The 26,537-nt window shown below is 69.7% G+C and carries 24 protein-coding genes; 15 read left to right on the top strand and 9 right to left on the bottom strand.

Features of this window, described 5'->3' with window-relative positions; all coding sequences use genetic code 11:
- Positions 1-51: 51 nt before the first annotated feature.
- Together QSK25_RS33295 and QSK25_RS33290 are read right to left on the bottom strand one after the other, a co-directional pair.
- Complete coding sequence (locus QSK25_RS33295; protein ID WP_285644212.1) at positions 52-459, bottom strand: VOC family protein; 408 nt, start codon at positions 457-459, stop codon at positions 52-54.
- Between the two features lie 68 nt (positions 460-527).
- The gene (locus QSK25_RS33290) at positions 528-1,673 is read right to left on the bottom strand and encodes an acyl-CoA dehydrogenase family protein (RefSeq protein WP_285644211.1); all 1,146 of its coding nucleotides are present in this window, start codon (positions 1,671-1,673) and stop codon (positions 528-530) included.
- Between the two features lie 94 nt (positions 1,674-1,767).
- Here QSK25_RS33290 and QSK25_RS33285 point away from each other — a divergent pair, with 94 nt between their 5' ends.
- Together QSK25_RS33285 and QSK25_RS33280 are read left to right on the top strand one after the other, a co-directional pair.
- Entirely contained in the window at positions 1,768-2,427 is a 660-nt protein-coding gene (locus QSK25_RS33285; protein ID WP_285644210.1) for a winged helix-turn-helix transcriptional regulator, read from the top strand.
- A gap of 148 nt (positions 2,428-2,575) precedes the next feature.
- The gene (locus QSK25_RS33280; RefSeq protein WP_285644209.1) at positions 2,576-3,022 is read left to right on the top strand and encodes a hypothetical protein; all 447 of its coding nucleotides are present in this window, start codon (positions 2,576-2,578) and stop codon (positions 3,020-3,022) included.
- Positions 3,023-3,240: 218 nt separating this feature from the next.
- Here the strand turns inward: QSK25_RS33280 and QSK25_RS33275 are convergent, their stop codons facing one another.
- The gene (locus tag QSK25_RS33275; RefSeq protein ID WP_285644208.1) at positions 3,241-3,615 is read right to left on the bottom strand and encodes a PH domain-containing protein; all 375 of its coding nucleotides are present in this window, start codon (positions 3,613-3,615) and stop codon (positions 3,241-3,243) included.
- Between the two features lie 83 nt (positions 3,616-3,698).
- Here QSK25_RS33275 and QSK25_RS33270 point away from each other — a divergent pair, with 83 nt between their 5' ends.
- Complete coding sequence (locus QSK25_RS33270) at positions 3,699-4,226, top strand: SgcJ/EcaC family oxidoreductase (RefSeq protein ID WP_285644207.1); 528 nt, start codon at positions 3,699-3,701, stop codon at positions 4,224-4,226.
- Here QSK25_RS33270 and QSK25_RS33265 read toward each other — a convergent pair.
- From QSK25_RS33265 to QSK25_RS33255, 3 genes are read right to left on the bottom strand one after another with little or no spacing between them, the layout of a single operon-like run.
- Entirely contained in the window at positions 4,183-5,451 is a 1,269-nt protein-coding gene (locus QSK25_RS33265) for a sensor histidine kinase (RefSeq protein ID WP_285644206.1), read from the bottom strand. The two genes, QSK25_RS33270 and QSK25_RS33265, sit on opposite strands and share 44 nt — an antisense overlap.
- On the bottom strand, positions 5,448-6,098 hold the full coding sequence (locus tag QSK25_RS33260; protein ID WP_285644205.1) for a response regulator transcription factor: 651 nt from the start codon (positions 6,096-6,098) through the stop codon (positions 5,448-5,450). Before QSK25_RS33260 ends, QSK25_RS33265 begins: the two co-directional genes overlap by 4 nt.
- Before the next feature lie 9 nt (positions 6,099-6,107).
- On the bottom strand, positions 6,108-6,587 hold the full coding sequence (locus tag QSK25_RS33255) for a DUF6886 family protein (RefSeq protein WP_285644204.1): 480 nt from the start codon (positions 6,585-6,587) through the stop codon (positions 6,108-6,110).
- Positions 6,588-6,629: 42 nt separating this feature from the next.
- Here QSK25_RS33255 and QSK25_RS33250 point away from each other — a divergent pair, with 42 nt between their 5' ends.
- The 7 genes from QSK25_RS33250 to QSK25_RS33220 all read left to right on the top strand — a co-directional run bounded on the left by QSK25_RS33250 (position 6,630) and on the right by QSK25_RS33220 (position 17,241).
- On the top strand, positions 6,630-7,658 hold the full coding sequence (locus QSK25_RS33250) for a hypothetical protein (protein ID WP_285644203.1): 1,029 nt from the start codon (positions 6,630-6,632) through the stop codon (positions 7,656-7,658).
- 484 nt (positions 7,659-8,142) lie between these two features.
- Positions 8,143-9,120: an ABC transporter permease gene (locus QSK25_RS33245; RefSeq protein ID WP_285644202.1), complete on the top strand. Its 978-nt coding sequence runs from the start codon at positions 8,143-8,145 to the stop codon at positions 9,118-9,120.
- 16 nt (positions 9,121-9,136) lie between these two features.
- Positions 9,137-10,114 (top strand): ABC transporter permease, encoded by a 978-nt coding sequence (locus QSK25_RS33240; protein WP_285644201.1) that lies wholly within the window; start codon positions 9,137-9,139, stop codon positions 10,112-10,114.
- Positions 10,111-12,240, top strand: coding sequence for an ABC transporter ATP-binding protein (locus QSK25_RS33235; RefSeq protein ID WP_285644200.1), 2,130 nt, complete (start codon positions 10,111-10,113; stop codon positions 12,238-12,240). The genes QSK25_RS33240 and QSK25_RS33235 overlap by 4 nt, the downstream gene beginning before the upstream one ends.
- 113 nt (positions 12,241-12,353) lie before the next feature.
- Positions 12,354-14,024 carry an ABC transporter family substrate-binding protein gene (locus tag QSK25_RS33230; RefSeq protein WP_285644199.1) on the top strand — a complete coding sequence of 557 codons (1,671 nt, stop codon included), beginning with the start codon at positions 12,354-12,356 and terminating at the stop codon, positions 14,022-14,024.
- 86 nt (positions 14,025-14,110) lie between these two features.
- Entirely contained in the window at positions 14,111-14,989 is an 879-nt protein-coding gene (locus tag QSK25_RS33225; protein WP_285644198.1) for a hypothetical protein, read from the top strand.
- A 41-nt stretch (positions 14,990-15,030) separates the two neighbouring features.
- Positions 15,031-17,241 (top strand): caspase family protein, encoded by a 2,211-nt coding sequence (locus QSK25_RS33220; RefSeq protein ID WP_285644197.1) that lies wholly within the window; start codon positions 15,031-15,033, stop codon positions 17,239-17,241.
- On the opposite strand, the gene QSK25_RS33215 is transcribed toward QSK25_RS33220, so the two are convergent.
- Entirely contained in the window at positions 17,220-18,155 is a 936-nt protein-coding gene (locus QSK25_RS33215; protein ID WP_285644196.1) for a DNA polymerase domain-containing protein, read from the bottom strand. The two genes, QSK25_RS33220 and QSK25_RS33215, sit on opposite strands and share 22 nt — an antisense overlap.
- A complete protein-coding gene (ligD, locus tag QSK25_RS33210) occupies positions 18,145-19,089 on the bottom strand; it encodes a non-homologous end-joining DNA ligase (protein WP_285644195.1) in 945 nt (314 codons plus the stop codon). The genes QSK25_RS33215 and ligD overlap by 11 nt, the downstream gene beginning before the upstream one ends.
- A 59-nt stretch (positions 19,090-19,148) precedes the next feature.
- Between ligD and QSK25_RS33205 the strand changes: the two genes are divergently transcribed.
- The gene (locus QSK25_RS33205) at positions 19,149-19,868 is read left to right on the top strand and encodes a thioesterase II family protein (protein ID WP_285644194.1); all 720 of its coding nucleotides are present in this window, start codon (positions 19,149-19,151) and stop codon (positions 19,866-19,868) included.
- A gap of 127 nt (positions 19,869-19,995) precedes the next feature.
- A complete protein-coding gene (gene ccrA, locus QSK25_RS33200) occupies positions 19,996-21,309 on the top strand; it encodes a crotonyl-CoA carboxylase/reductase (RefSeq protein WP_285644193.1) in 1,314 nt (437 codons plus the stop codon).
- A 6-nt stretch (positions 21,310-21,315) separates the two neighbouring features.
- On the opposite strand, the gene QSK25_RS33195 is transcribed toward ccrA, so the two are convergent.
- Positions 21,316-21,678 carry a DUF5997 family protein gene (locus tag QSK25_RS33195; RefSeq protein ID WP_285644467.1) on the bottom strand — a complete coding sequence of 121 codons (363 nt, stop codon included), beginning with the start codon at positions 21,676-21,678 and terminating at the stop codon, positions 21,316-21,318.
- 73 nt (positions 21,679-21,751) lie between these two features.
- Here QSK25_RS33195 and QSK25_RS33190 point away from each other — a divergent pair, with 73 nt between their 5' ends.
- From QSK25_RS33190 to QSK25_RS33180, 3 genes are all read left to right on the top strand, one after another.
- Positions 21,752-22,471, top strand: coding sequence for a LysR substrate-binding domain-containing protein (locus QSK25_RS33190; protein WP_285644192.1), 720 nt, complete (start codon positions 21,752-21,754; stop codon positions 22,469-22,471).
- Between the two features lie 185 nt (positions 22,472-22,656).
- Positions 22,657-25,395 carry a helix-turn-helix transcriptional regulator gene (locus QSK25_RS33185; RefSeq protein WP_285644191.1) on the top strand — a complete coding sequence of 913 codons (2,739 nt, stop codon included), beginning with the start codon at positions 22,657-22,659 and terminating at the stop codon, positions 25,393-25,395.
- A gap of 586 nt (positions 25,396-25,981) precedes the next feature.
- On the top strand, positions 25,982-26,431 hold the full coding sequence (locus QSK25_RS33180; protein ID WP_285644190.1) for a glycosyltransferase: 450 nt from the start codon (positions 25,982-25,984) through the stop codon (positions 26,429-26,431).
- Positions 26,432-26,537 lie beyond the last annotated feature (106 nt).

Below are 26,537 nucleotides of genomic sequence, written 5' to 3'. Positions count from 1 at the left end.
TCATGCGTCAGCGCGGCGGGCGGGGCTACTCCCGCAGCCCCGCCGGGGGTGTCAGCCCAGACCGCCCAGGTTGACCATCCAGTTGACGCCGTACTGGTCGACGAGGTCGCCGTACTCGTCGCCCCACATCTGCTTCTCCAGCGGCGTGCCGACCTTGCCGCCCTCGGCGAGTTTGGTGAAGTAGGTGCGGAGCACCTCCTCGTCGCCGGAGAGCGAGATGGTGATGCGGGCGCCTGGCTGGTAGTCCATGCCGGGGGGCGTGTCGGACGCCATGATCGTGTAGCCCAGCTCGGTTTCCAGCTGTGCGTGCATGATCTGGTCGGCCTGCGGCGTGTCCTGCATGCCGAACTCGCCGAACGTGTTCATCTTCAGCTCGCCGCCGAAGATCGAGTGGTAGAACTCCATCGCCTGGCGGGCCTGGCCGTCGAAGCTGATGTACGGGTTGAGGCGAGTGGCCACCGGAATCGCTCCTTCGGAAGAGACGGGACCGAATCCTCGCAAACCCTTGGCGCGCCTACAACCTGAACTTATTCCGTGATTCCGGGGTCACCCTGTGCCACCTTGCCCGCGTACACGAGTGTGGCCTCGGGGGTGAGCGGGTGGAACGTTCCGGCGCGGACGTCGCGGTAGGCGCGTTCGAGGGGCGAGCGCTTGAAGAACGACCGTCCACCCAGGACCTCCATCGCGAGGTCGACGACCTCGACGGCTTCGAGGACGGCCTGGCGCTTGGCGAGCATCACGGTGACGGTCGACTCGGCGTCGGCGGTGTAGTCGGTGCCGAGTTCCTCGATCGAGCCCATCAGCGACCACCACGCGGTGCGCAGTTTGTAGTCCATCAGGCCGATCTGGCGCACGGCGTTCTTCGACGTCGACTTCACGGCCACGTCCCGCGCGCCCGCCGCGATGCCGTAGTAGGTCGCGCCGCAGATCGGGGCGAAGTGGACGATCGCCGCGAACAGGGGGACGCCGAACTCACCGTACGGACGTCGCGCCGCGATCTTGTCGGCCGGGATGAACACGTCCACGAGCACGACGTCGTGGCTGGCCGTACCACGCATGCCCAGGGTGTCCCAGGTTTCCTCGATGCGCACGCCGTCGGCGTTCAGCGGTGCGCTGAAGTGCAGCACCTCCTCGCCGAGGACGGCGGACGTGGCCACCACGTTCGCGCGCGGTGACTGGCTGCAGAACGCCTTGCGGCCGTTGATCAGGAACCCGCCGTCCACGGCCGTCGCGGTGGTGGTCGGCCACAGCCAGTCGGAACCGCCGCTGGTGGCGATGACCAGGCCTTCCGCGGCCACGCGCCGCAGCACGCCCTCCGCGTCCGGCGCGCCCTTGCGTCTGCGGTACACCTGCATCAGCGTGAGGTACAGGTGCATCGTGACGGCGAGGGCGGTGGCGCCGTCGTGCCGGGCCAGTTCGGCCTGCGCGTAGCAGACCTGGCGGGCGGTGGCGCCGAGCCCGCCGAGTTCCTCGGGTACGGCCAACGCCAGGTAGCCCTCCTCGCGCATGGCCTCGTAGGCCTCGCTCACGAACGTGGCGTCGCGGTCGTGCTCGGAGGCGTGCCGGGCGGCGATGGCGCCGATGCGGGCTGCCACGTCCACGAACTTCGCGTCGTCATCCCTGGTGACGGTCGGGAACGTACCGGTCACCCTTGGTGTCTCAAGTGTCGTCATAGGACGAAGGTAAGAAGCCGCGAGCCCCGCGGGTAGTTCTGAAAGTGAACCGGACGGCGGTAACGAAACGCCTGCGCGGGCGGAGACTCCTCCTGTGAGGACCTATGCGCAGTACTGCCCGATCGTCCGCGCCGTCGAGGTGCTGGGCGACCGGTGGACGTTGCTGATCGTGCGGGACATGCTGGTCGGTGCCTCGCGCTTCAACGAGATCTCCCGCGGCCTGCCGGGGCTCTCGCGCGCGTTGCTGTCGCGGCGGTTGCGGCAGCTCGCGAACGCCGAGCTGGTGCGGCGCACCGGCGACGGCTACGAGCTGACGCCGGCCGGGCAGGCGCTGCGGCCGCTGGTGTTCGGGCTCGCCGACTGGGGCGCCCGGTACGCGTTCGGCGACCCGCGCGCCGACGAGCTCGACCCCGAGGTGCTGATGTGGTGGATGCACGGCCGCGTCGACACCGGGACGCTGGACAAGCGCGCGAACATCGAGGTCCGCATCAGCGACCGGCGCCGCACGTTCTGGCTCGTCGTCGAACCCGGTGACGCCTCCATCTGCTACACCGACCCCGGGCTGGAGGTCGACGCCGTGCTGGCGTCCGACCTCGCGACGCTCTACCGGATGTGGGAGGGCGAGGTCGACCTGCTCGACGCGGTGCGGGCGGGCGCCATCGAACTGACCGGGTCGCGGTGGGTGGTGCGCGGGCTGCCGGACTGGCTGAAGCTCAGCCCGGTCGCCGAGATCGTGCGAGGCGCCCGCGTCTGACCGCGGTCGCCGGGAAAAGCAGTGATGGCACGTTCCTGAACTGAGGGGAACGAGAAACTTCAAGATTCTCTGGGCTGTCGTGTCGATCCGGGGTGGTGCCCGTTCGACGCATCGGTGAAGGCACCACACAGCCCGGGAGGAACCCGACATGACCGCCACGATCACCACCCCCGCCACCACCGCGACCGCCGCCCGCAAGTCCGCGTTCTCGCGCCACCTCACGATCGCGACCCGCGTGCTCACCGGCCTGCTGTTCACCGTGACGGGCTTGAACGGGTTCCTGAACTTCATGCCCGCCCCTGATCCGAGCACGATGGCGCCCGCCGGGGTCGCGTTCAGCGCCGCCCTCCACGCCACCGGCTACCTGCTGCAGCTCGCGTCCGGCGTCCAGGTCGTCGCCGGTGTGCTGCTGGTCGCCGGCCGCTTCGTCGCGCTGGCGCTCGCGCTGCTGGCCCCGATGGTCGTGAACATCTTCCTGTTCCACGTCTTCCTGGAGCCCAGCGGTGTCGTGATGGGGCTGCTCGTGACCGTCGCCGAGATCGGTCTGGCGTGGGCGTACCGCGACAGGTTCCGCCCGATGCTGCAGGCTCGCTAGTGGTGTGGCTCGGAACGTTGCCGGGGGAATTCGCGGTCAGACGGGTGCATCGTCGTGCCGCCCCCACGTCCTCGTACTGGTGGTACGGGGGCGTGGGGGCGGTGCCGGGAGGCGCCCTGCTGGGCGTGGATCACCTCGCCAACGTTCCGAGACGCGCCACTGGACCACACGAACGAAATCCCCCTCGGGCTCGCCCGCGGGGGATCGGTCGTCCGTCGCTACCGGACGAACGCGGCCAGCACCGCCTGCACCTCGTAGACGTCGACGCCCTTGCCGAACTGCTTGGAGATCGGCGTGTCGTGGCTGGAGACCCAGATCTTGAGCTCGGCGTCCATGTCGAAGTGACCGGCCGTCTCCACCGAGAACTGCGTGATCGCCTTGTACGGCACCGAGTGGTACTCGACCTTCTTGCCCGTCATGCCCTGCTTGTCGACCAGGATCAGCCGCCGGTCGGTGAACAGGAACGAGTCGCGCACCAGCTGGTACGCCGCGTGGATCTGCTCGCCGTGCGAGAGCAGCCGGCCGAACTCCTTGGCGGCGTCCCGCGGGTCGAGCTTCGAAGCGTTCCCCATCATCCCGCTGAGAAGTCCCATACGTCCACGTTTACCAGGCTTTCCGAAAGATTGTCCCGGTACTGGGCTACTCCTGTCCGAGCGCTTCCCCGACTGGTCCGAAAGTGGATCTCAACAACCACTCGATCGGGGAGAACGACACGATGCGCAACCACCTCGTCGGAGCCGCCGCACTCACCGCAGCCGCCGCCCTGCTCGTCGGATGTTCCAGCGCCCCAGCAAAAACCAGCGCCGGTGCGGAGCAGGCGCCGACGACCGACCAGATCAGGGCGTTGTTCGCCGACTGGAACGCTTCCCTCGCGACGGGTGACCCCCAGAAAGTGGCCGATCGCTACGCTCCGAACGCGGTCCTGCTGCCGACCGTCTCGAACCAGGTGCGGTCCACCCGCGCCGAGATCGTCGACTACTTCGAGCACTTCCTGCTGAACGAGCCGAGCGGCAGCATCGTCGACTCGCACGTCGCCGTCCTCGACGCCGACGACGCGATCGACGCGGGCACCTACCGGTTCGCGCTCACCAAGGACGGCAAGGCGACCACGGTCGACGCCCGCTACACGTTCGTCTACGAGAAGATCGACGGGAAGTGGCTCATCGTGAACCACCACTCGTCGGCGATGCCGGAGCAAGTCTGATCCGCACGCACAGGCCGCCGCCGGACGCCTCCTCCAGCGTCACGGTCCCGCCGTCGTCGGTGACGAGCTGCTTCACGATCGCGAGGCCGAGCCCGGACCCGCCCCTGCCGGTGAGGCCCTGGCCGCGCCAGAACCTGTCGCACGCCCGCGCCCGGTCGGCCTCGGGCAGGCCGGGGCCGGAGTCGATCACCTCCACCAGGCCGGGCCGGGTGGTGCGGACGAGGATCGTGGCGCCGTCGGGGGAGACCTCCAGGGCGTTGGACAGCACGTTGTCCAGCACCTGTTCGAGGTGGCCGGGCGTGGCCAGCACGCGGATGTCGAAGCCCTCGCTCACCAACGAGATCGAGCGTTCGTCGGCGGCCGCGCGCCACGCGGTGAACCGTTCCGCCACCACGTCGAGCACCTGCACCGGTTCGGGGTGCGCGACGTCGGCCTCGGCGCGGGCCAGCGCGAGCAACCCGTTGACCAGCCTGGACATCCGCACGACCTCGGCCGTCGCCCTCTCGACGTCCTCGCGCACCAGCGGGTCGTCCACGCCGTCCGCCACGTTGTCGAGCGAGAGCCGCAACGCGGTCAGCGGCGTGCGGAGCTGGTGCGAGGCGTCGCCGATGAACGCCCGCTGCGAGCCCACCAGCGTGCCGATCGTCTCGGTGGCCGTGTTCAACGTCCTGGCGAGCGTGCGGGTCTCGGGCGGCCCGGTCTCCTCGGCCCGCGCGGTCAGGTCGCCGTCGCGCAGCCTGCCCGCCATCGCGGTGAGCTCCCGCAACGGCCGGGTGACCCGTTTCGCGAGCCAGAGTCCCAGGAACGCGGCCAAGACGAGCACCCCGACGGCGAGCGCGGCCCGGAAACCCCAGATCTGCCAGAGCCGCTGCGTGATGGGACCGTCCGGATAGGACAGCCGGATGGCGCCGACCACCGTGCCGTCCGGGGTCTTCGCCGGAACCGTGAGCTTCAGGCCCTCGGAGTCCCAGACCGTCGACTCCGGCTGGGGTTCGAGCACGTCGATCTGGCCGGGCGTCTGGCGTTCGTAGGCGTCCACCAGCGCGTTCAACGACCTCGTGTCGCCGGAGGCGAGCAGCAACGCGGCGGTGTCGGCCTCGCGCCGCGCGGTGTTCTCCGCGTCGCCGTAGAGCTGCTGGTTCAACGTGAACGCCACCGGCACCGTGAACGCCGCGATCGCCACCGCGACCAGCAGCAGGTAGCTCCAGGCGAGCTGCCTGATCACGTGAGCACCAGCCGGAAACCCACGCCCCGCACGGTTTCCAGCGACGCGGCGTCACCGAGCTTGCGGCGCAGCACCCCGACGTGCACGTCGAGCGTCTTGGTGGGGCCGAACCAGTTCTCGTCCCACACCGCCTCCATGATCTGCTCGCGGGTGAACACCGCGCCGGGGTCCTCGGCGAGGAACGCGAGCAGGTCGAACTCCTTCGGCGTCAGCTCGACCTCGCCACCGTCGAGGTGCACCCGCCGCCCGCGCCGGTCGATGCGCACCCGCCCGTGCTGCTCCGGCTCCTTCGCGGCCGGCTGCACGCGCCGCAGCACCGCGCGCATCCGGGCGACGACCTCCCGCACCCCGAACGGTTTCGTGACGTAGTCGTCGGCGCCGATCTCCAGCCCGACCACCCGGTCCACCTCGTCGGACCGCGCGCTGATGACGATGATCGGCACGTCCGAGCGCGCCCGCAGCTCCCGGCAGACGTCGAGCCCGTCCACGTCGGGCAGCCCGAGGTCCACGAGCACCAGCGCGAAGTCCTCCGCCGCCAGCGCTTCCGAGCCCGTGCGCACCCACCGGACCTCGAACCCGTAGCGGGACAGCCCTCGCGTGAGCGATTCCGCGATCGGCTCGTCGTCCTCCACCAGCAGCACCCGCATGGGCGCTGATCATTCCACTGATCGCGCCAGGGCGTTCCGCAGTCTGATGCCGCTGAAGTCGTGGCCGCTCGCGGTGACCTCGTCCCAGAACGCCCAGAGGTTCGCGAGCACCCTCAGTTCGATGCCCGCCTCCTCGTGCAACGCGAACAGGTCGCCGACCCGTTCGGCGGGCCCGAGCGGCACGACGGTCTCGGTGGCGACGTGCGCGTGCCCGCCCCCTTCGCCTTCCTCCCCGAACGGCCGGAACGGCGCCGCGTCGAACCGGTACGCGTACAGCTCGACGGTCCGCATCCGTTCCAGCCACCCGTACTCGACGGCGTGGACCCTCGAAGCAGCCGACCACGTCAGCACGCGCGGGCATTGCCGCGGAAACCAGTAGTCCGGCGCCCGTCCCGCGTCCACGGCCCACACGTACTCCCCGGCCTGCCGTGCCGTCGCCGCCCGATGCGGGACGAACCGGGCGATCCCCGGATCCTCGGAGAAGTGCATTACCTGATCGTGTTCGGGCCGCATGTGGTCATACTGGCCCGCATGCGGAGGCTGACGCTCGCGGTTCTGCTGGTCCTCGCCGGCTGCTCATCAGGCGGCGCGGACAACTCGGTCGGCTTCACCGCCGTCGATCTCACCGCCACGCCCGAAGCCCTGGCGACGCACAACGACCTGCTGGTCATCGGCACCCGCGCGGTCGACCACCCGGAACTCGTGACCCGCTCGCCCGACGGCAGGGTCAGCAACTCCCGGCTCACCCCAGCGACCCCGTACGGCAAGGAAGCGCACTGGTACGGCATCACCTCCGACGGCATGACCATCACGGGGGTGGGCGGCGAACGGGGTGGCGCGCACGGCAACGTCCGCTGGAGCGCGTGGACCGGCGACACCCGCGCCATCACCGAGAAACCGCAGGCGTTCAGCACGTTCGGCGGGTACGGCGCGGGTGAGCTCATCGGCCCGGTCCGCACCGCCGCCGGTCCGCTGATCATCGGCACCTGGCAGAGCGCCAAGGCGGGCCTGGACATCGCGGCGTGGAGCTACGCCGCCGACACGTGGACCCGGCAGCCCTCCGCGGGCACGGTTCTCGAGAGCTCGCAGGAACTCCTGCGCTTCCCGCTGGCCGTCACCCAGAACGGCGACGGCGCGCTCGTCACCGGCTGGCAGATCGCCAAGGGGATCGTGAGCGCCGCGGTCTGGCAGTACGACGGCACCACCTGGACCACCGCGACCCTCCCGGACGGCGACGCCGCGCTGGCCGGCCGGTGCTGGAACGGCACGTGCCAGGTCGTGGGCCGGTTCCAGGGCAAGCTCGCGTGGTGGTCCGGCACCGGCGCGCAGTGGAGGAAGCTCACCACCCCGGACGTCCCGGTGACCGACGACATGACGCTCGCCGCCCCCGTCGACGTCAACGGCACGCCGACGCTCTTCGTGGACCACGGCGGCGTCAAATTGGTGTCTGAAAATGACGAACGTGCCGCAGACGGTCCGTCGGGCGCCGTGGTGGCCGCGGAGAAAGTAGGCGGCCAGGTGTTCGTGATCGCGGGCGGACGACTCTGGCGCCTTTCTTAGGCTGGCCTAAGCCATCTGGTCGTGCGCTTTGTGATGCGTTTCACCCCGTTCGGCCTAGCCCGTCCTGAGCTGCACGGACGTCTGTGCTGCTCCGCGTCGGTGCAGTTACGCTGGACACCTGAAGCACTCCGCAGAGTGATGTCGCTTTCTGATCACATTGCGCTGCTTGTCCCACATCTTCTGGTCAATGCATTCACCCAGATGCGTCACATCGATCGTGGCGAACCGGAACTTCACGGTGAATACAGCGATACGGCCGCACAATGGTCACGCTTGGACACACAATTCACGAGCGTCAACTGTGGATGCGGCTGTTCCGCCCGCCTTTCCTCCACGCATGGGTGACTATGGCCCGGTCAGTGGGCCTCCACGCATTGGTGGGGGTGGGCAGCGGTCCGCCTGAACGGCGGTTAATCTCTTGCAACTCGTCCACTGCAATCCAGTGAGCCGAAGTCGCAACCACCGGGGAGAGGACTGAACACGGGTGGCCGGATTTCTGTTGCGGCGGTTGGTCAACTACGTGGTGCTCGCCCTCGTGGCGACGTTCCTCGCGTTCACGTTGGCCTCCGCCACCTTTGACCCGATCGGGGTGTTGCAACAACGCAACCCACCGCCACCGGCGGCGTCGATCGAGGCGAAGAAACGAGACCTGCACCTCGACCAGCCGATCCCGCAGCGGTTCGTGACCTGGATGAGCGGTGTGGTTCAGGGCGACTTCGGTCGCACCGTCGCGGACCGCCCGATCACCGACGAACTCGGCCGGCGGATCGGCGTGAGCTTGAGGCTGTTCCTGCTGGGCATCACGTTCGGCATCGTGTTCGGCGTGCTGCTGGGCGTCGTGAGCGCGATCCGGCAGTACAAGTTCAGCGACTACTTCGCGACCCTGTTCAGCTTCATATTGCTGTCCATGCCCGTTCTGGTGCTCGGACCGCTGCTCAAGCTGGGTGCCCAGGGGCTCAACGACGCGATCGGCAGCAACGTGCTGATCTTCGTCGGCGAGGCCACCCCCGGTTTCCAGGGGAACTGGTTCGAGTCGCTGGTCGACCGGTTGCAGCACCTGATCCTCCCCACGCTCGCGATCGCGCTCGGCCAGATCGCCTTCTACAGCCGCTACCAGCGCTCGTCGATGCTCGACGTGCTCGGCAGCGACTTCCTGCGCACCGCCCAGGCCAAGGGGCTCACCCGCCGCAAGGCGCTGTTCAAGCACGGCCTGCGCACCGCGCTGATCCCGATGGCGACGCTGTTCGCGTTCGGGTTCGGCCTGCTCGTCGTCGGTGGCACGTTCACGGAGAAGATCTTCACCTGGTACGGCATGGGTGACTGGCTCGTCGTCGGCATCGGCTCGCAGGACGCGAACATCACCGCCACGGTGACGCTCTTCGTCGCCGTCTGCGTGCTGTTCTCCGGCTGGCTGGCGGACGTGCTGTACGCCGCGCTCGATCCCCGAATCCGCGTGAACTAGGCAAGGTGACGACGACGTGACCGTGATCCTCAACGAGGGCGACGCCGCCGGAACCACCGGTGCCGCCTCGGGCAGCCCAGTCGACGCTGCTCCCGAACCCGAGAAGGCGATGACGCGCGGCAGGCTCGTGCTCATCCGCTTCATGCGCAACAAGCTGGCCCTGGTCGGCCTGGTGGTCATCATCGGCATGTACCTGATGGCGTTCGTGGGCCCGCTGCTGTCGAAGTGGACCTACGACCAGCAGGACTACGCGGCGTTCCTCGAGCCGCCCTACGCCGACCACATCTTCGGCACCGACAAGATCGGTACCGACATGTTCGCGCTGACGATGCGCGGACTGCAGAAGTCGCTGATCATCGGCCTGCTCGTGGCGTTGATCTCGACGACGATCGCCGCGGTCGTCGGCGCGGCCGCCGGGTACTTCCTCGGTGTCGCCGACAAGGCGCTCATGTGGGTCGTCGACCTGCTGCTGGTGCTGCCGTCTTTCCTGATCATCGCGATCCTGAGCCCGTGGTTTCGGGGCAAGTCGTGGTGGCTGCTGGTGATCATGCTGGCGGCGTTCCAATGGATGATCACCGCCCGCATCGTCCGCGGCATGACGCTGACCCTGAAGGAACGCGAGTTCGTCAAGGCGGCCAAGTTCATGGGCCAGCCGGCGCGCAAGATCATCGCCAAGCACATCGTGCCGAACATGGCGTCGCTGCTCATCATCGACGCGACGATCAACGTCGGTTCGGCGGTGCTCGCCGAGACGGGCCTGAGCTTCTTCGGCTTCGGCGTGCAGTCGCCCGACGTCTCGCTCGGCACCATGATCGGCCTGTACGCCGAGTCCGCGACGACCTTCCCGTGGCTGTTCCTGTTCCCGGCGGGCTTCCTCGTCGTGTTCGTGCTCGCGGTGAACTGGGTCGGTGACGGTCTGCGGGACGCGCTCGACCCGACGTCCACGCGCGTGCGCCGCAAGGAGAAGAAGACCAAGGAGAAGGCCGCCGCATGACCACCTCGGAGATCCAGTTCGACACGCCGGCGACCCCGGCCACCGAGGGCCCGGTCCTGCAGGTCGAGGACCTGCACGTGTCCTTCCCCAGCGAGGCGGGCCGCGTGCACGCCGTGCGCGGGCTGAGCTACCACGTCTCACCCGGCGAGGTCCTCGGCATCGTCGGCGAGTCCGGCTCGGGCAAGTCCGTGTCGTCGCTCGCCGTCATGGGCCTGCTGCCGTCCTCGGCGCGCATCAGCGGTTCCATCAAGTTCCAGGGCCGCGAGCTGATCGGCCAGAACGACGCGGAGCTCTCGAAGATCCGCGGCCGCCGCATCTCGATGGTGTTCCAGGACCCGCTGTCGGCGCTGACGCCGGTCTACACCGTCGGCGACCAGATCGCCGAGGCGATCCTGGTGCACAAGAAGGGCGCCGTTTCGAAGGCCGCCGCCAACAAGCGCGCGGTCGAGCTGCTCGACCTCGTCGGCATCCCGAACGCCGTCGAACGCGCCAAGGCGTTCCCGCACGAGTTCTCCGGCGGCATGCGGCAGCGTGCGGTGATCGCGATGGCGATCGCCAACGACCCGGACCTGATCATCGCCGATGAGCCGACCACCGCGCTCGACGTGACGGTGCAGGCACAGGTGCTCCAGCTGCTGGAGACCGCGCAGGAGGTCACCGGCGCCGGCATCGTGATCATCACCCACGACCTCGGCGTCGTCGCCGGGTTCGCGGACCGGCTGATGGTCATGTACGCGGGCCGCGCTGTCGAAAAGGGCAACGTCGACGAGATCTACCAGCAGCCGCGCATGCCGTACACGCTCGGCCTGCTCGGCTCGATCCCGCGCCTCGACGTCAGCGAGAAGCAGGCGCTCGTGCCGATCAAGGGCAACCCGCCGTCGCTCACGGACCTCCCCCCGGGGTGCCCGTTCGCGCCGCGCTGCCCGATGGTCGTCGACGCCTGCCACACCGCCGAACCGCCGCTGGTCGACGTCGACGGTTCGGCCGAGCACCAGGCCGCGTGCATCCGCACCAACGAGATCGCCGCGACCGACGCCGAGGGCGCCGAGGCCGCCGTCGAGATCTTCGGTGCCGAGGTGGCCGACGAGCCCGAGGTCGCGAAGATCCCCCGGGACCAGCGCGACATCGTGCTCGAGCTCGACCAGCTCGTGAAGGAGTACCCGGTCAACAAGGGCGTGGTGTTCAAGCGCCGCGTCGGCACCGTCCACGCGGTCGCGGGCATCTCGTTCGACATCCGCGAGGGCGAGACCCTGGGCCTCGTCGGCGAGTCGGGCTGCGGCAAGACCACGACGCTGATGGAGATCCTCAACCTCCAGAAGCCCATGGGCGGCGAGATCTCCGTGCTCGGCACGAAGTCGTCCGATGTGGACGGCAAGCGCCGCTTCGCGATCCGCCGCGACATGTCCGTGGTGTTCCAGGACCCGATGGCGTCGCTCGACCCGCGCCTCACGATCCACGACTGCATCGCCGAGCCGATGCAGGTCCACGGCTACGCCAAGGACGAGATCAACCGGCGCGTGCCGGAGCTCATGCGGCTCGTCGGCCTGCGCCCCGACCAGCTGTCGCGCTACCCCGGTGAGTTCTCCGGCGGTCAGCGGCAGCGCATCGGCATCGCGCGGGCGCTCGCGCTCGAACCCAAGCTCGTCGTGCTCGACGAGCCGGTGTCGGCGCTGGACGTGTCCATCCAGGCGGGTGTCATCAACCTGCTGGAGGAGCTCAAGTCCAAGCTGGGCCTGGCCTACCTGTTCGTGGCGCACGACCTGTCGGTGGTGCGGCACATCGCGGACCGGGTGGCCGTGATGTACCTCGGGAAGATCATCGAGATCGGCGAGGTGGACTCGGTGTTCGACGCGCCGCGCCACCCGTACACGCAGGCACTGCTGTCGGCGATCCCGATTCCCGACCCCGTGAAGGAGCGTCAGCGGGAGAGGATCATCCTCACCGGCGACCTGCCGAGCCCGGCGAACCCGCCGTCCGGCTGCCGCTTCCGCACGCGCTGCTTCCTGCACGCGCAGCTTCCGCCCGAGAAGCAGCGCCAGTGCATCGAGGTGGAACCACTCCGCGAGGTGCAGGCCGAGGACCACGAGGCCGCCTGCCACTTCGCCCAGATTCGCCAGGTCCTCTGATGCATCCGTCGCCTCAGAAAACGGCCTGCGAGCACGAAGGAACAGTGTCCCCGGCAACTGGTGTCCGGGCACGAGGGAGGTTCACGACAGTGAGTCGACGTACCAAGGTGGGTGTGATCGCCATTGCGGCGGTCGCCCTCACGCTTACCGCGTGTGGTGGGCCCAGCAACAGCGGGGACTCCGGGCTCAAGGGCGCGGACAACGCGATCGGCCAGGCGGACATCAACCCGCAGGACGCCGCCAAGGTCAAGGACGGCGGCGAGTTCCGCTGGCCGGTCGACCAGCTGCCCGACAACTGGAACTACAACCAGCTCGACGGCACCAACGCCGACGGTCGGCGCATGATCGACACGATGATGCCGAACCTGTTCAAGCAGCAGCCCGACTCGAAGATCGTCGTGAACAAGGACGTCCTCGAGGACGCGAAGCTCGCTTCGTCCGACCCGCAGGTCGTCGAGTACAAGCTCAACCCGAAGGCCAAGTGGTCGGACGGTACCGCGCTGTCCTGGCAGGACTTCGAGGCCATGTGGAAGTCCCTGAACGGGACCGACAAGGCCTTCGAGGTCGCCGGCACCACCGGCTACGAGGACATCGAGAAGGTCGAGAAGGGCGCGACCGACCAGGACGTCAAGGTGACGTTCAAGAAGAAGTTCGCCGAGTGGGCCGGTGGCCTGTTCTCGCCGCTCTACCCGAAGTCCATGTCCTCCTCCGCCGAGGAGTTCAACAAGGGCTGGGCCGACGCCCCGAAGATCACCGCCGGTCCGTTCAAGATCGGCACGATCGACCGCACCGCCAAGCTCGTGACCGTGGTCCAGGACCCGGCGTGGTGGGGCCCGAAGCCGAAGCTCGAGAAGATCACGTTCCGCCAGGTCGACCGTCCCGCGCTCGCGGACGCGCTCGCCAACGGCCAGATCGACTTCTTCGACATCGGCTCGAGCATCGACAACTTCACGCGTGCCAAGTCGATGCAGGGCGTGACGATCCGCCAGGCCATCACGCCTGACTACTCGCACATCACGTTCAACGGTGCGGACACCTCGATCCTCAAGGACGCGAAGCTCCGCGTCGCGCTGACCCGCGGCATCGACACCAAGACCATCACCAAGGCCCTCCTCGGCCAGATGATCAAGGGCGACGCGCAGGTCACCGGTAACCACTTCTTCCTGCTCGGCTCGGCCGGCTACAAGGACAACTCGGCCGTCGCGTCGTTCGACAAGGAAGCGGCGAAGAAGCAGCTCGACGAGCTGGGCTGGAAGCTCGAGGGCGAGACCCGCAAGAAGGACGGCAAGGAGCTCGTCGTCCGCTACGTCATCCCGACGCCGAACCCCACCTCCGACCAGATCGCGAAGCTCGTGCAGTCGCAGCTGAAGGAGATCGGCGCCAAGGTCGACATCCAGGCCGTTCCGTCGACCGACTTCTTCAAGCAGTTCGTGAACGTCGGCAACTTCGACATGACCGGCTTCCGCTGGCTGGCCTCGGCCACGCCGATCTCGGACAGCAAGGGCATCTACACGCTCGACCCGGCCAGCACCAACCAGAACTACGGCCGGATCGGCTCCGAAGAGGTCAACAAGCTGCTGGAGCAGGCCAACGGTGAGCTCGACGAGGCCAAGCGCCTCGAGCTCGCGAACGAGGCCGACAAGAAGATCTGGGAGCTCGGCCACCAGCTGCCGCTGTACCAGCTGCCCGGCGCGGTCGCGGTGAAGAGCAACGTCGCCAACTTCGGTGCCGTCGCGTACGCGAACCGTCCGTACGACTACATCACCATGGGCTTCACCGAGTGATGCAGTTCCTGACGTGCCAGTAGGCTCGTGAACGGCCCGGCGGGTCCCTTCCCGCCGGGCCGTTTTCTTTCTGTTTGGAGCTTGTCTTGCTGCGTTCCCGGGTTCCCGCGTTGCGCTACGGCCTCACGACCACGGCGGCCGTGCTGCTGGTGTGCTTCGTGGTCGCACTGCTGTCCTGGCTGTCCTATTCGGACGGTCGCGCGTCGCTGGCGTCGATGACCGCGCGCGGCATGGGCGAGGTCGTGTCCTATGCGGACGGCTCGGTCGAGGTGCGCTGGCCCGCCGGCACCGCGCGCGTTCCTTATGAGGACGGTGACCGGGTCGTCGGCAAGCAGGCGCAGATCGCGTTCGACCCGGCCGACCCGTCGCGCGCGGTGATCCCGGGCTCGGACCTGCTGGTGTCGACCGACCGGGCGCTGGGCGGTGTGACGTTCGCGCTCGCGGTGGCGTTGCTGGTGCTGTTCGTCGGTGGCTTGCGCCTGCTGCTGGCCGTGCGCGCCGCCCGCGCCGAGGCCGTGACGGTGTCCGTGCGGCGCATCCGGCTGCAGTCCGGGCTGATGGTGCGCTCGTGGCTGGAGATCGACGGTCCCCGGGAACGCTGGCTGCCCGTCTACTACGACCCGGTGCTGGTGACGCTGCCGTCGCCCGCTGAGGTGGAACTGCGCGGCGGCAGGGTCGCCGTGATCGACGGCGTGACCGTCTACCCGTCCGGCCGTCCCGTGACCAAGCACCCGCGCGGACGCCGCCTGGACAACCCGGTGCGGCCCGACCCCGAGACCCGCGCGCCCTCGGGCCTGGCGGCGCAGCTCAGGGTCGACGCGGTGTTCATCGTGCCGGCGCCGTTCGTGGGCCTGTTCTGGGCGTACCTCGACGGCACCGGTTTCGTCGGCTGGATCACCGCGACCGTGATCGCCGCCGTCCTGGGTTTCTGGTGGGGAGCATTGCGGGGTTCCGACCCGTCGTAATGCTTTGCCCCTGGTGAGCGACCTCCTGTCGGGAGGTCGCTATGACCCAGATCACACTGCGTGTGCATGAAGACGGCGCTGACGACGAGCGCGTCGAGCAACTCACGTCGTTCCTGCGCACCGAGCTGTCCGAACTGCTGCCCGTCTCGTCGTCTCCCGGCTCCGCCCCTGACGGCGCCAAGGCCGTCGACGTCGCCGACCTCGGCACGATCCTGACCACCGTCTCCCAGTCGACGGTCCTGGCCGCGCTGATCAACGCCGTGTCCTCGTGGCTGGGCCAGCGCCGGGAACGCTCGGTCACCGTCGAGGCCGACGGCGAGCCCCTGGAGTTGACCGGCGCCCCCACCCCCGAGGAGCTGGAGCGCCGTTCCGAGTGGCTGGGCCGCCGCCTGCACCGTCACGCCCTGATCATCGCGAGCCACGTCTTCGCCGACCCGGGCCTGTCGTCGTTGCGCGCCCCGGCCCACGACGCCGCGCGCCTGAGCGAGGTCCTGGCCGACCCGCGCATCGGCGGCTTCCACGTCCGCACCCTGATCAACTCCTCGGCCGCCGAGATCAACGAGGCGGTGGAGGACTTCTTCGCCGACCGGGCCCCGGACGACCTCCTGGTCCTGCACTTCTCCGGCCACGGCGTCAAGGACGAGGCGGGCGAACTCCACTTCGCCACCTCCAGCACCAAGCTCTCCCGCCTCGCGGGCACCGCCGTCTCCGCGGACTTCGTGGCCCGCCGCATGAACCGCTCGCGCTCCCGCCGGGTCGTCCTGCTCCTCGACTGCTGCTACTCCGGCGCGTTCGGCCGGGGCATGGTCGCCCGCGCGGGCGGTGCGGTGGGGTTGGAGGAGCAGTTCGGCGGCAGCGGCAGAGCCGTCATCACCGCCTCGTCCGCCATGGAGTACGCCTTCGAGGGCGCTTCGGTGGCCGACGCCTCGGAAGGCGAACCCTCCGTCTTCACCTCGGCTCTCGTCGAAGGCCTCGAAACGGGCGACGCCGACCGCGACCAGGACGGCCACGTGGGCCTCGACGAGCTGTACGAGTACGTCTACGACCGGGTCCGCCGCGTGACCCCGCACCAGACGCCCGGCAAGTGGATGCTGGACGTGCGGGGCGACCTCCGCATCGCCCGCCGGGCCCGCCCGGTGTCGGTGCCGTCTGCTCTGCCGCCGGAGTTGCAGGAGGCCATCGACCACTCGTTGCCCGGTGTGCGGGCGGGCGCGATCCCGGAGCTGCGCCGGATGCTGACCGTCGCGCACGAAGGGCGTGCGCTGGCGGCGCGGCTGGCGTTGCGCCGGCTGGGGGACGACGACAGCCGCATGGTGGCGTCGGCGGCCCGCGAGGCGCTGGGCGAGAAACCGGCGCCCTCGCCGACCTCGAAGATCGAACCCAAGCCCTCGCCTGCCAGGACGAAACCGGAACCGCTGGTGACGAAGCCTGCGGCGCCGCAGGAACAGGTTGCCCGGTCGCCGCTTCAGGTCCTCGGCGTCCTGCCACGTCTGGTGGCCGGCGCAGCCCTCGTGCTGTTCCTCATCGGCATGATGACGGTTCCCGGCGGCATCCTGACCCACCTCGCCGACACCAGCCCGAACACGTTCGTCTTCGCGGCCGTCTGGCCCTGGGCCCTGACCGCTGCCCTCTTCGTCCTGACCGTCCGCGACCACCTGTGGCTGCCCGGCGCCGCATTGGGCCTGTTGGCGGGCACAACAGGCTTGCTCAGCGGTGTCGAAGCCTTCGCGTGGATGCCCTACGGCCTGGTCGCCACCGCCTTGGCCGTGACCGCCGCGACGAGCTGGACCTGGCTGCCCGCGGCCGCCGGAGTCGTCGGTGCCGCGGGCGTCTTCGTGGTCGCCCACAACGCCCAGGACCTCATGTCCATCGAGGGCCACGCGGAAGACAACGCGTTTCTGATCATCGTGGCCGCTCTGACCGCCACCGCCGCCTACACCACCTGGCGTTCCCGGCGCTGGCCGCAGGCGATCGCCCCGGCCCTGCTGCTGGCAGACGCGGTCCTCATGCTCACCGCAGAGGTCCCGCCGTACGTCACCCACGCCGCCCTGGCGGCCCTGATCGTCGTCCCCCTGGCCGCCACGATCACCACCGGCCGGGCAGCCGTGGCCGCCTACCTGGCCATCGCGGCCGGAATCCTCCTCAGAGCCAACGACTACGTCTCAGCCACCGAACCGACGTTCACCACCGTCGCCCACGTGACCTTGCCACTGGTCGCGGCTGTAACCGCCTACTTCTCGGCCTCGCGCTGAGCGGCCTTCCGCCGCTTCCCCTCGTGCATCGCGACCACCCGCGCCACGGGAATCGTGTGCCCCTGCGCGATCAGGTCGTCCGGCAACGTCTGAGGAGCGGGCATCAACGAGGACCAAGGGTCCCCGTCGAACCGGGTCCGCACGGTGAAGTCGGCCGGCGTGACATCGGCGAGCGACTCCCAGGGCACCGGGAACGAGATCGGCAACCCTTCCCGCAGCCGGGGCGAGTAGGCGGCCACCACCGTGGCGCCCCAGGCGCGGGTGGAGTCCAGGAAGACCTTCCCGCCCCGCTCGGCCCGGATGTAGGCCGTGGTGGCGAGGGAAGGATCGAGCTTCTCCGCGCGCACCGCCAAAGCCCGGGTGGCCGCGGCGACGTCGTCGGGCGAGTGCGCGACCAGCGGCACGAAGATGTGCACTCCCTTGGCCCCGCTGGTCTTCACCACCCCGGACAGCCCGGCGTCGGCCAGCGCCTCCCGCACCAGCAACGCCGTCCGCACGACCACGTCGAACCCGGCCCCCTCCGGCGGATCGACGTCCATGACCAGGTGCGTCTGCACGTGGTCCTCGCCGAAGTGGTCCCCGAGGTACAACGGCACGTGGTACTCGACGGCACGCTGGTTCGCGAACCACAGCAACGTCTGCTCGTCATCGCAGATGGCGTACCGGATCGTCCGGTGTGAGGCCTCGGCCCACACGTCGACCGTCCGCACGAAGGAAGGCGTGTACTTCGGGACGTTCTTCTGCATGAACGGGTCCTGCCCGCGCAGGACCCGCCACACCGACAGCTGCCGCCCGGCCAGCACCGGCACGAACCGCGCGGCCACGAACTCCAGGTACGCCACCAGGTCGCCCTTGAGCAGCCCGCCGAACAACGGCTGGTCCAAGGACGAGAACTTGACGGGACTACCGCTCATCGGGGACCTCCAGGGAGTCGCGGGCGGCCCACTCCAGCAGCGGCTCGATCGACCACACCGCGTCGTCGATCCCGGCGTGCAGGTCCCCCAGCGCGGCGAAGCGGGCGGGCACGGTCGCGATGGTGAAGTCGTGCGGGTCGACGTCCGGGATCTCGGACCACTCGATCGGCGTCGACACCGTCGCCTCGGGGTAGCCGCGCACCGAGTAGGCGCTCGCGATGGTGCGGTCGCGCGTGTTCTGGTTGTAGTCCACGAACACCAGCGACGGATCGCGGTCCTTGCGCCACCAGGTCGTCTCGACGTCGTCCGGCGCGCGCCGCTCCACCTCGTGCGCGAACGCCAGCGCGGCCTTCCGCACGTCCTGGAAGCCGTGGTCGGGCTTGATCCGCACGTAGACGTGCAACCCCTTGGAACCAGAGGTCTTGGGGAACCCGGTGGCGCCGAGTTCGGCCAGCACCTCCTGCACCACCAGGGCCACCCGCCGCACCCGGTCGAACGAGCAGGCCGGTCCGGGGTCGAGGTCGATGCGCCACTCGTCGGGCTTCTCGGTGTCCGCGGCGCGCGAGTTCCACGGGTGGAACTCCACAGTGGACATCTGCACCGCCCAGATCACGTCGGCCAGGTGCGTGACGCACAGCTCGTCCGCGTGGCGGTTGTAGCGCGGGAAGTGCACCCGCACGGTCCGCACCCACGGCGGCGCGCCGTTCGGAAGCCTCTTCTGGTGCACCTTCTCGCCCGTCACACCGGACGGGAAGCGGTGCAGCATGCACGGCCGTTCCCGCAACGCCCGGACGATCCCGTCGCCGACGGACAGGTAGTACCGCGCGAGATCCAGCTTCGTCTCGCCGCGCGCCGGGAAGTAGACGCGGTCGGGGTTGGAGATCCGCACGACGCGGTCCTCCACCTCTAGCTCCACAGCCGGAGACTGGCCCATGCCGCCACGCTAGCCGTTTCCAGTCGTTTCCTCAGCCTGAACGGTGGTTGCATCGGCGCGTGGCGTCCACACTCGATACCGGCCTCTGGTTCCGCGCGCTCACCGGGGCACCCGCGCACGCGCCCCGGCTCGTCTGCTTCCCGCACGCGGGCGGCGCGGCGAGCTGGTTCCAGCCGTTCGCCCAGCACTTCGAGGGTCGCGTCGAACTCCTCGCCGTCCAGTATCCCGGACGGCAGGACCGCAGGTCGGAGCCGTTGATCGACGACGTCAGAACGCTCGCCGACGAGATCGCGCCGAGGCTGCCGGCGGACCGCCCACTGCACCTGTTCGGGCACAGCATGGGCGCGATGGTCGCGTTCGAGGTGGCGCTGCGGCACGAACCGGCCCACCTGTTCGTCTCCGGCCGCCGCGCCCCGCACCTCGTCCGCGACGACCGGGTGCACCAGCGCGACGACGCCGGGCTGATGGCCGAGGTGCGCAGGCTCGCCGGCACGAACGCGAGCGTGTTCGACGACGAGGACATCGTCCGGATGGTGCTCCCGGCGATCCGCTCCGACTACCGCGCCGCCGAGACCTACCGCTACCGCCCCGGACCGGACCTGGCCTGCCCGCTGACGGCGCTGACCGGCGACGCCGACCCCAAGGCCTCGGTGGACGAGGTCGAGCAGTGGCGTGCGCGCACGACCGGGCCGTTCGCGGTGGAGGTCTTCCCCGGCGGCCACTTCTTCCTGTCCGACCACAGAAGCGCGGTCGCGAACGTCATCACCGCCGTGCTGTAGCTGGCCCGCGACGTGCTGCTGGTGGGAACGGGGGGAGTTGGACATCCCGTTCGTCCTCGGCTGAGCAAGGCCGGTGGGGGACGTTCTCGCGGGCATTCCCTAGTCCCGGAACTCCTACTTTGAAGCCATGAGCGAGATCCTGAGCGCCATCGAATCCGAAGACGCGGTGGCGCGGGACTTCGAGGCGCTGCCCGTGCCCGCGAGCTACCGCGCCGTGGTGGTCGAGGAGAGCGACGCCGAGATGTTCTCGGGGCTGCCGGCCCGGGAGAAGGACCCGCGGCGGTCGTTGAAGGTCCGCGAGGTCGCGACACCCGAGCTCGCGCCCGGCGAGGCGCTCGTCGCCGTGATGGCGTCCGCGATCAACTACAACACGGTCTGGACGTCGATCTTCGAGCCGGTCTCGACGTTCGGGTTCCTGAAGAGGCTGGGCGGCAAGCACCACCTGCCGTACCACGTCGTGGGCTCGGACCTGGCCGGCGTGGTGCTGCGCGTCGGTCCCGGCGTGTCGGTGTGGAAGCCGGGGGACCGGGTGGTCGCGCACTGCCTGGACGTGCCGCTGGAGCGTCCGGACGGGCACAACGACACGATGCTCGACCCGCAGCAGCGGATCTGGGGTTTCGAGACGAACTTCGGTGGCCTGGCCGACCTGGCCCTGGTGAAGGCCAACCAGCTGATGCCGAAGCCCGAGCACCTGACGTGGGAGGAGGCCGCCTCACCCGGTCTGGTCAACTCCACCGCGTACCGGCAGCTCGTGTCGACCAACGGCGGCAACATGAAGCAGGGCGACACGGTCCTGATCTGGGGTGCCTCGGGCGGGCTGGGTTCCTACGCCACGCAGTTCGCGTTGAACGGCGGTGCGACCCCGGTGTGCGTCGTGTCGTCGCCGGAGAAGGCGGAGCTGTGCCGGGCGATGGGGGCCGAGCTGATCATCGACCGGTCCGCCGAGGGCTACGAGTTCTGGAAGAACGAGCACGAGCAGGACCCGCGCGAGTGGAAGCGGTTCGGCGCGAAGATCCGCGAGCTGACCGGCGGCGAGGACCCGGACATCGTGTTCGAGCACCCCGGCCGCGAGACGTTCGGCGCGTCGGTGTTCGTGGCGCGCAAGGGCGGCAAGATCGTGACGTGCGCGTCGACCTCCGGGTACCTGCACCAGTACGACAACCGCTACCTGTGGATGAACCTCAAGCACATCGTGTCGTCGCACTTCGCGAACTACCGCGAGGCGTGGGAGGCGAACCGGTTGGTCGCCAAGGGGAAGATCCACCCCACACTGTCCAAGGTGTACTCACTCGACGAGACCGGGCAGGCGGCCTTCGACGTCCACCGCAACGCCCACCAGGGCAAGGTCGGCGTGCTCTGCCTCGCTCCGGCCGAAGGGCTCGGCGTGCTCGACCACGAACTGCGCGGCAGGCACCTCGCCGCGATCAACCGGTTCCGCTGACCGGCGTCACTCCGACTCGGCTTCGAGGCGCGCCTTCTCCGCCAGGCGTGCCTCTTCGGCCTTGAACTCCTTGAAGGTGTTGCGCTCCCGGACCAGCCAGTCCGGGTTCTCCTCCTTCAGGGCGTTGATCTGCTCGGTGGTCAGCGCCTCGGTGATGCCGGCGCGCACCAGGCCGCTGGTCGAGATGCCGAGCTTCTGCGCGATCAGCTGCTTGGGGTGCGGGCCGTTGCGGCGCAGGTCCGCGAGCCACTGCGGCGGGTTGGCCTGCAGTTCGTTGAGCTCGTCGCGCGACACGACACCCGCCTGGAACTCCTCGGGAGTGGCTTCCAGGTACACGCCGAGCTTCTTCGCGGCGGTGGCGGGTTTCATGGTCTGCTCGGCCTTCATGACGCCCAAGGGTAATGGCACAGGGAGCAACGGCTGCGTCCGGTAGCCTCAGCGCGTGACCGGATCGTTCACGCTCGCGTACGTCCCAGGCGTGACGCCGGGCAAGTGGGCGGGGGTCTGGCAGGAACGCCTGCCGGAGACCCCGCTGACCCTCGTGCAGGTGACCGTCGCCGAAGCCGCCGCGAAGGTGCGCTCGGGCGAGGCCGACGCCGCGCTGCTCAGGCTGCCCGGCGACCGCGAGGACCTGCACGCGATCCCGCTCTACACCGAGACCACGGTCGTCGTGTTCCCGAAGGACCACGAGTTCGCCGCGGCCGACGAACTGTCCCTTGAGGACCTCGCCGGGCAGGTCCTGTGGCAGCCGCTCGACGACCCGCTCGGCTGGGACGAGGTCCCGGGCCAGGCGCCGGTCGAACGGCCGGAGACCACCGCGGACGCGATCCAGGTCGTGGCGGCGGGCGTCGGGGTGCTGGTCGTGCCGCAGTCGCTCGCGCGGCTGCACCACCGCAAGGACCTGAAGTACGTGCCGCTCACCGACGCGCCGCAGTCCCGCGTCGCGCTGTCGTTCCCGATCCGCGACGAGAACCCCGAACTCGTCGAGCACATGATCGGCATCGTGCGCGGCCGCTCGGTCAACAGCACGCGCGGTCCCGCACCCGAACAAGCCAAGCAGGCCAAGCAGAAGCAGGCCCCCGGGCAACAGCGGCGACGCGGTCCCGCACCCGCGCAGAAGAAGCAGCCCGCCAAACGCGCGAAACCCCGCCGCGGCCGCTAGCCGAGCACGAACGCCGGGACTCCAGGGGAAAACCTAGAAGCGGCGCGCACCGAATTGTGGGGGACGGGCCCTCCTGCGACGCTCGTGGCCGACCCGTCATGCCCGCGCTCCGGGGGAACGCGGTGGTGCCTCGACCGCACCCACCGCGCCGCGGCACGGCGGTTTCTCGGCGAGAGGTACTCATCATGACCGGGACGTCCGACGGCAGTGTTACCAGGGCGAGGCTTGCGGGCCTGGTAGAGCGGGACGGCCACTGGGCCGCCCTGGACGCGCTGCTGGCGGATTCCCTGTCAGGATCCGGCAAGGTCGCTCTGCTCACCGGCCCGGTGGCCTCCGGCAAGACCGAGCTGCTGCACGCGTTCGGCGAGGCCTGCGGCGTGCTGTTCGTGAAGGCGACCTGTTCGGCGTTCGAACGCGACCTGCCGCTGGGCGTGGTGAGTCAGGTCTTCCACCCGCTGGACGTTCCCGAGCCGGTGGGTTCCCTGCTGGACGTCGCGGCCCGTGCGGCGGACGGTCCCAGTGCGCACCAGCTGCACGCGCTGTGCCTGGCGTTGCTCGACCTGGTGGCCGACAGGCCGTTGGTGATCGGCATCGACGACGTGCAGCACGCCGATCCCTCGTCGCTGCACTGGCTGCTCTACCTGATCCGCCGGCTGGGACAGGCGAAGGTGTTGCTGGTGCTGACCGAGACCGCCTCGCCGCGGGCCGCGCACACCGAACTGCACACGGAGTTGTTGCGGCATCCGCACCACCGGGAGGTGCGGCTGGCGCCGCTGGCGTCCGTGGACCTCCTGTTCGAGTCCGGTGCCGGCGAGGCGATGGCCCTGTCCGGCGGCAATCCGTTGCTGGTGCGGGCGTTGCTGGACGATCAACGCCTCGGCAGGCCGCGCGACGACGGCGCTCTGGTGATCGGACCCGGCTACCGGCGCGCCCTGGTCAGCTGTCTGCACCGCTGCGAGAACCCCGTGCTGGCGGTGGCGCGGGCCCTGGCCGTGACCGGCGAACAGGCCACCGCGGAGTCCCTGGGACGGCTGGCCGGTGCCGACGCCGAGACCGTGGCGTCCGCCCTGGACGTGATGAACCAGGCCGGGTTGCTGGCGGACGGCTGGTTCCGCGACCCCGCCGCCCGCGACGCGGTGCTGGACGACCTGTCCACTCAGGACCGTAAGGACATGTACCTCGGGGCGGCTCTGCTGCTGCACGACGAAGGCGCGCCCGCGATCGAGATCGCTCCGCACCTGGTGATGGCCGACCACTCCGGGAGCCACTGGACGGTGCCGGTCCTCGAGGAGGCGGCCGAGCACGCGTTGCGCGACGAACAGGTCGACACCGCCCTGCGCTACCTGGAGCTCGCTCACCGGGCGTGCGCCGACGTCCACGGGCGGGCGGCGATCGCGGCGAAGCTGATGCGCGTCGAGTGGCGGGTCAACCCGTCGGCCGCGGGGCGCCGGCTGGGCGCGGTGGTGCCGGCGTTGCGGTCCGGTCAGGTCTCCGACCACGACGCGGCGCTGCTGGTGCGGCCGATGCTGTGGAACGGCCAGGTCGTCGAGGCCACCGAGGCGATGGACCGGGTGCGCCGGGCGTCGTCCGCCGGCGCCGGCCTGCGGGCGATGGAGCTGTGGCTCGCGTGCTCGCACCCGACGCTGGCCCGGCGCAACCCCGGCCCCGACACGGTGAAGAGCCGGACCGTGAGCCTGACCTCCGGTCCGATGCTGAAGGCCGTCACGGCGCTCGCGAGCGTGCTGACCTGCGGCAACAACGCCGGGGCCGCCACCGACGCCGAGCACGTGCTGCAGGCGGCGCGGCCGTCGGACTCCGGGTGGTGGGGGCCGGAGTCGGCGGTGCTCGCGTTGCAGGCGCTGGTGTACGCGGACCGGCTGGACGTCGCCGGGCCGTGGTGCGACCGGCTGCTGGACGAGGCCCGGGCCAAGAACCTCGCCGTGGCCGGCTCGTTCTTCTCCTGCGTGCGGGCCGAGGTGTCGCTGCGCCGCGGTGACCTGACCGCGGCCTTCGACCACGCGCGGACCGCCCTGGACCTCATGCCCGCCGGCGGGTGGGGCGTCGGGGTGGGGATGCCGCTGGGGATCCTGATCGGCGCGGCCACCAGGATGGGCCGGCACGAGGACGCGGCCTCGTTCCTGGAGCAGCCGGTGCCCGAGGCGATGTTCCAGTCGCGGTACGGGCTGCACTACCTGCACGCGCGCGGCCACCACTACCTGGCGACCTCCCGGCACTTCGCGGCGGTGGCCGACTTCCTGTCCTGCGGCGAGCTGATGACCTCGTGGGGCGTGGACCAGCCGGGGGTCGTGCCGTGGCGGACGTCGGCCGCCGAGGCCTGGTTGCTGCACGGCGCCAACCGGGACGAGGCGAAGCGGCTGATCAACGAGCAGCTGACCCGGCTGGGACCCGGCGCGTCGCGGACCCGAGGAGTGGCGTTGCGGTTGCTGGCGGCGGCGAGCCAGCCGCACCACCGGCCGCAGCTGCTGCAGGACGCGGTGGTGGTCCTGGAGGAGCACGGCGACCAGTACGAGCTGGCGCGTGCCCTGGCCGACCTGTCCAAGGCGCACCAGGCGTTGCGGGAGCACCGGCGGGCCTGGACGGTGGCGCGGCGGGCCTGGCACGTGGCGAACCTGTGCGACGCGGCGGAGTTGCGCGAGGAGATGCTGCCGTCGCGGGCGAAGGCCGACGAGGACGCGGTGGCGGACGAGAAGCCCGTGGACCCGATCGCGACGCTGACCGACGCGGAACGGCGGGTCGCGGCGCTGGCCGCCGTCGGGTACACGAACCGGGAGATCGCCTCGAAGCTGTACATCACGCCCTCGACGATCGAGCAGCACCTGACCAGGGTGTACCGGAAGCTGAACGTGAAGTACCGGAAGGACCTGCCGGCGGACCTGCACTCGTACCTGCCGAGCACCGCCTGAGCCCACCGCCTCGTCCGACCGGGCAGACTTCGGCGGAGGATCCCGCCGGCATTCCGCGACGTTCGCCGTCCGCACCGCGAAAGGCCGCCGCCCGCGATCTGTCGAATCTGGTCGTTTCCTGCCAGATGTGCTCAGGAAAGGTGCTGTGCGGCAAGGCATCGGCACGATCGCAAACCCGGCGCGATCATCGTCGCCACCACGCCGGGGACTTTTCCGTCCCGGACTGTGAGAACGCCACGGGCCGCGAGCGCGACGTCGTCGGGCCGCGTTTCCGACGAACCCACCCGGCGGTGAAGTGGCTGCACAGGACCGGCGTGCCCCACCCGGCTGAGCCGTTCGCCCTTCTCGGCGTTATTGGTCCTGGCGACTCGCGGGCGATTCCGCAGATGCTCGCCGCCGCCCCGCGGACCTGTCAGCCAACGTGCGCCGGGGAACTGCCCGGGTTCGCCGCCGGTGGCCGACTCGGGTACGGGCCGGACAGCGGGTCGCGGCTCGCGAACAATGCGAAAGTGAGGGATTCCCGAGCCTGAAATGCCGTACAACGACATCTGACAGCACGTCATTCGCAGAAGGGGAGCCATTGCCGATGACCGAGGAGATCGGCGCGGGACGGCGGCACGTGGCGATCTTCGCCAATCCCGCGCAGGGGCAGGCGCTGCCGGCGCTCGCGGTGATCGAGGAACTGGTGCGGCGCGGCTACCGCGTCACCTACGCCACCTCGTCCGAGGTCGCCGCCCGTCTCTCGCTCAGCGAGGCGACCGGGGGCAGGTGGGACGTGGTGGGCTTCCTCGACGACAGCGCGGCGCCGATCTCGCTGGCACGCGGGTACTTCGCGGGCGACCTGCCGGACCACGTCGTCTACGAGAGCACCGCCGTCGAGGTCGCCCGCGCCGCCGCCGGGACGCGGGACGGCCCGCCCGCCGACGACTTCGTGGACACGGCCTTCGGTGAGTTCCTCACGCGGTTCGGGCTCGCGTTTCTGCTCGAGAAACCGGGCCTCTACCGGGTTGTGCCCGGCCGCGCGGTGGCGTATTAGTTCACTGACTGGAACCTGCGGTGGATTCGCTACCCGTGGAGGGCGAAACACCGTGCCCGACTTTGCCACTTGCCACGCGGAGTTTGCGGTCCTGTCACCTGAGGCA

This window comes from Lentzea sp. NBRC 102530 (genome assembly GCF_030269365.1).
Classification (GTDB): Bacteria; Actinomycetota; Actinomycetes; order Mycobacteriales; family Pseudonocardiaceae; genus Lentzea.
This window is presented reverse-complemented; position numbering and strand designations above follow the sequence as displayed.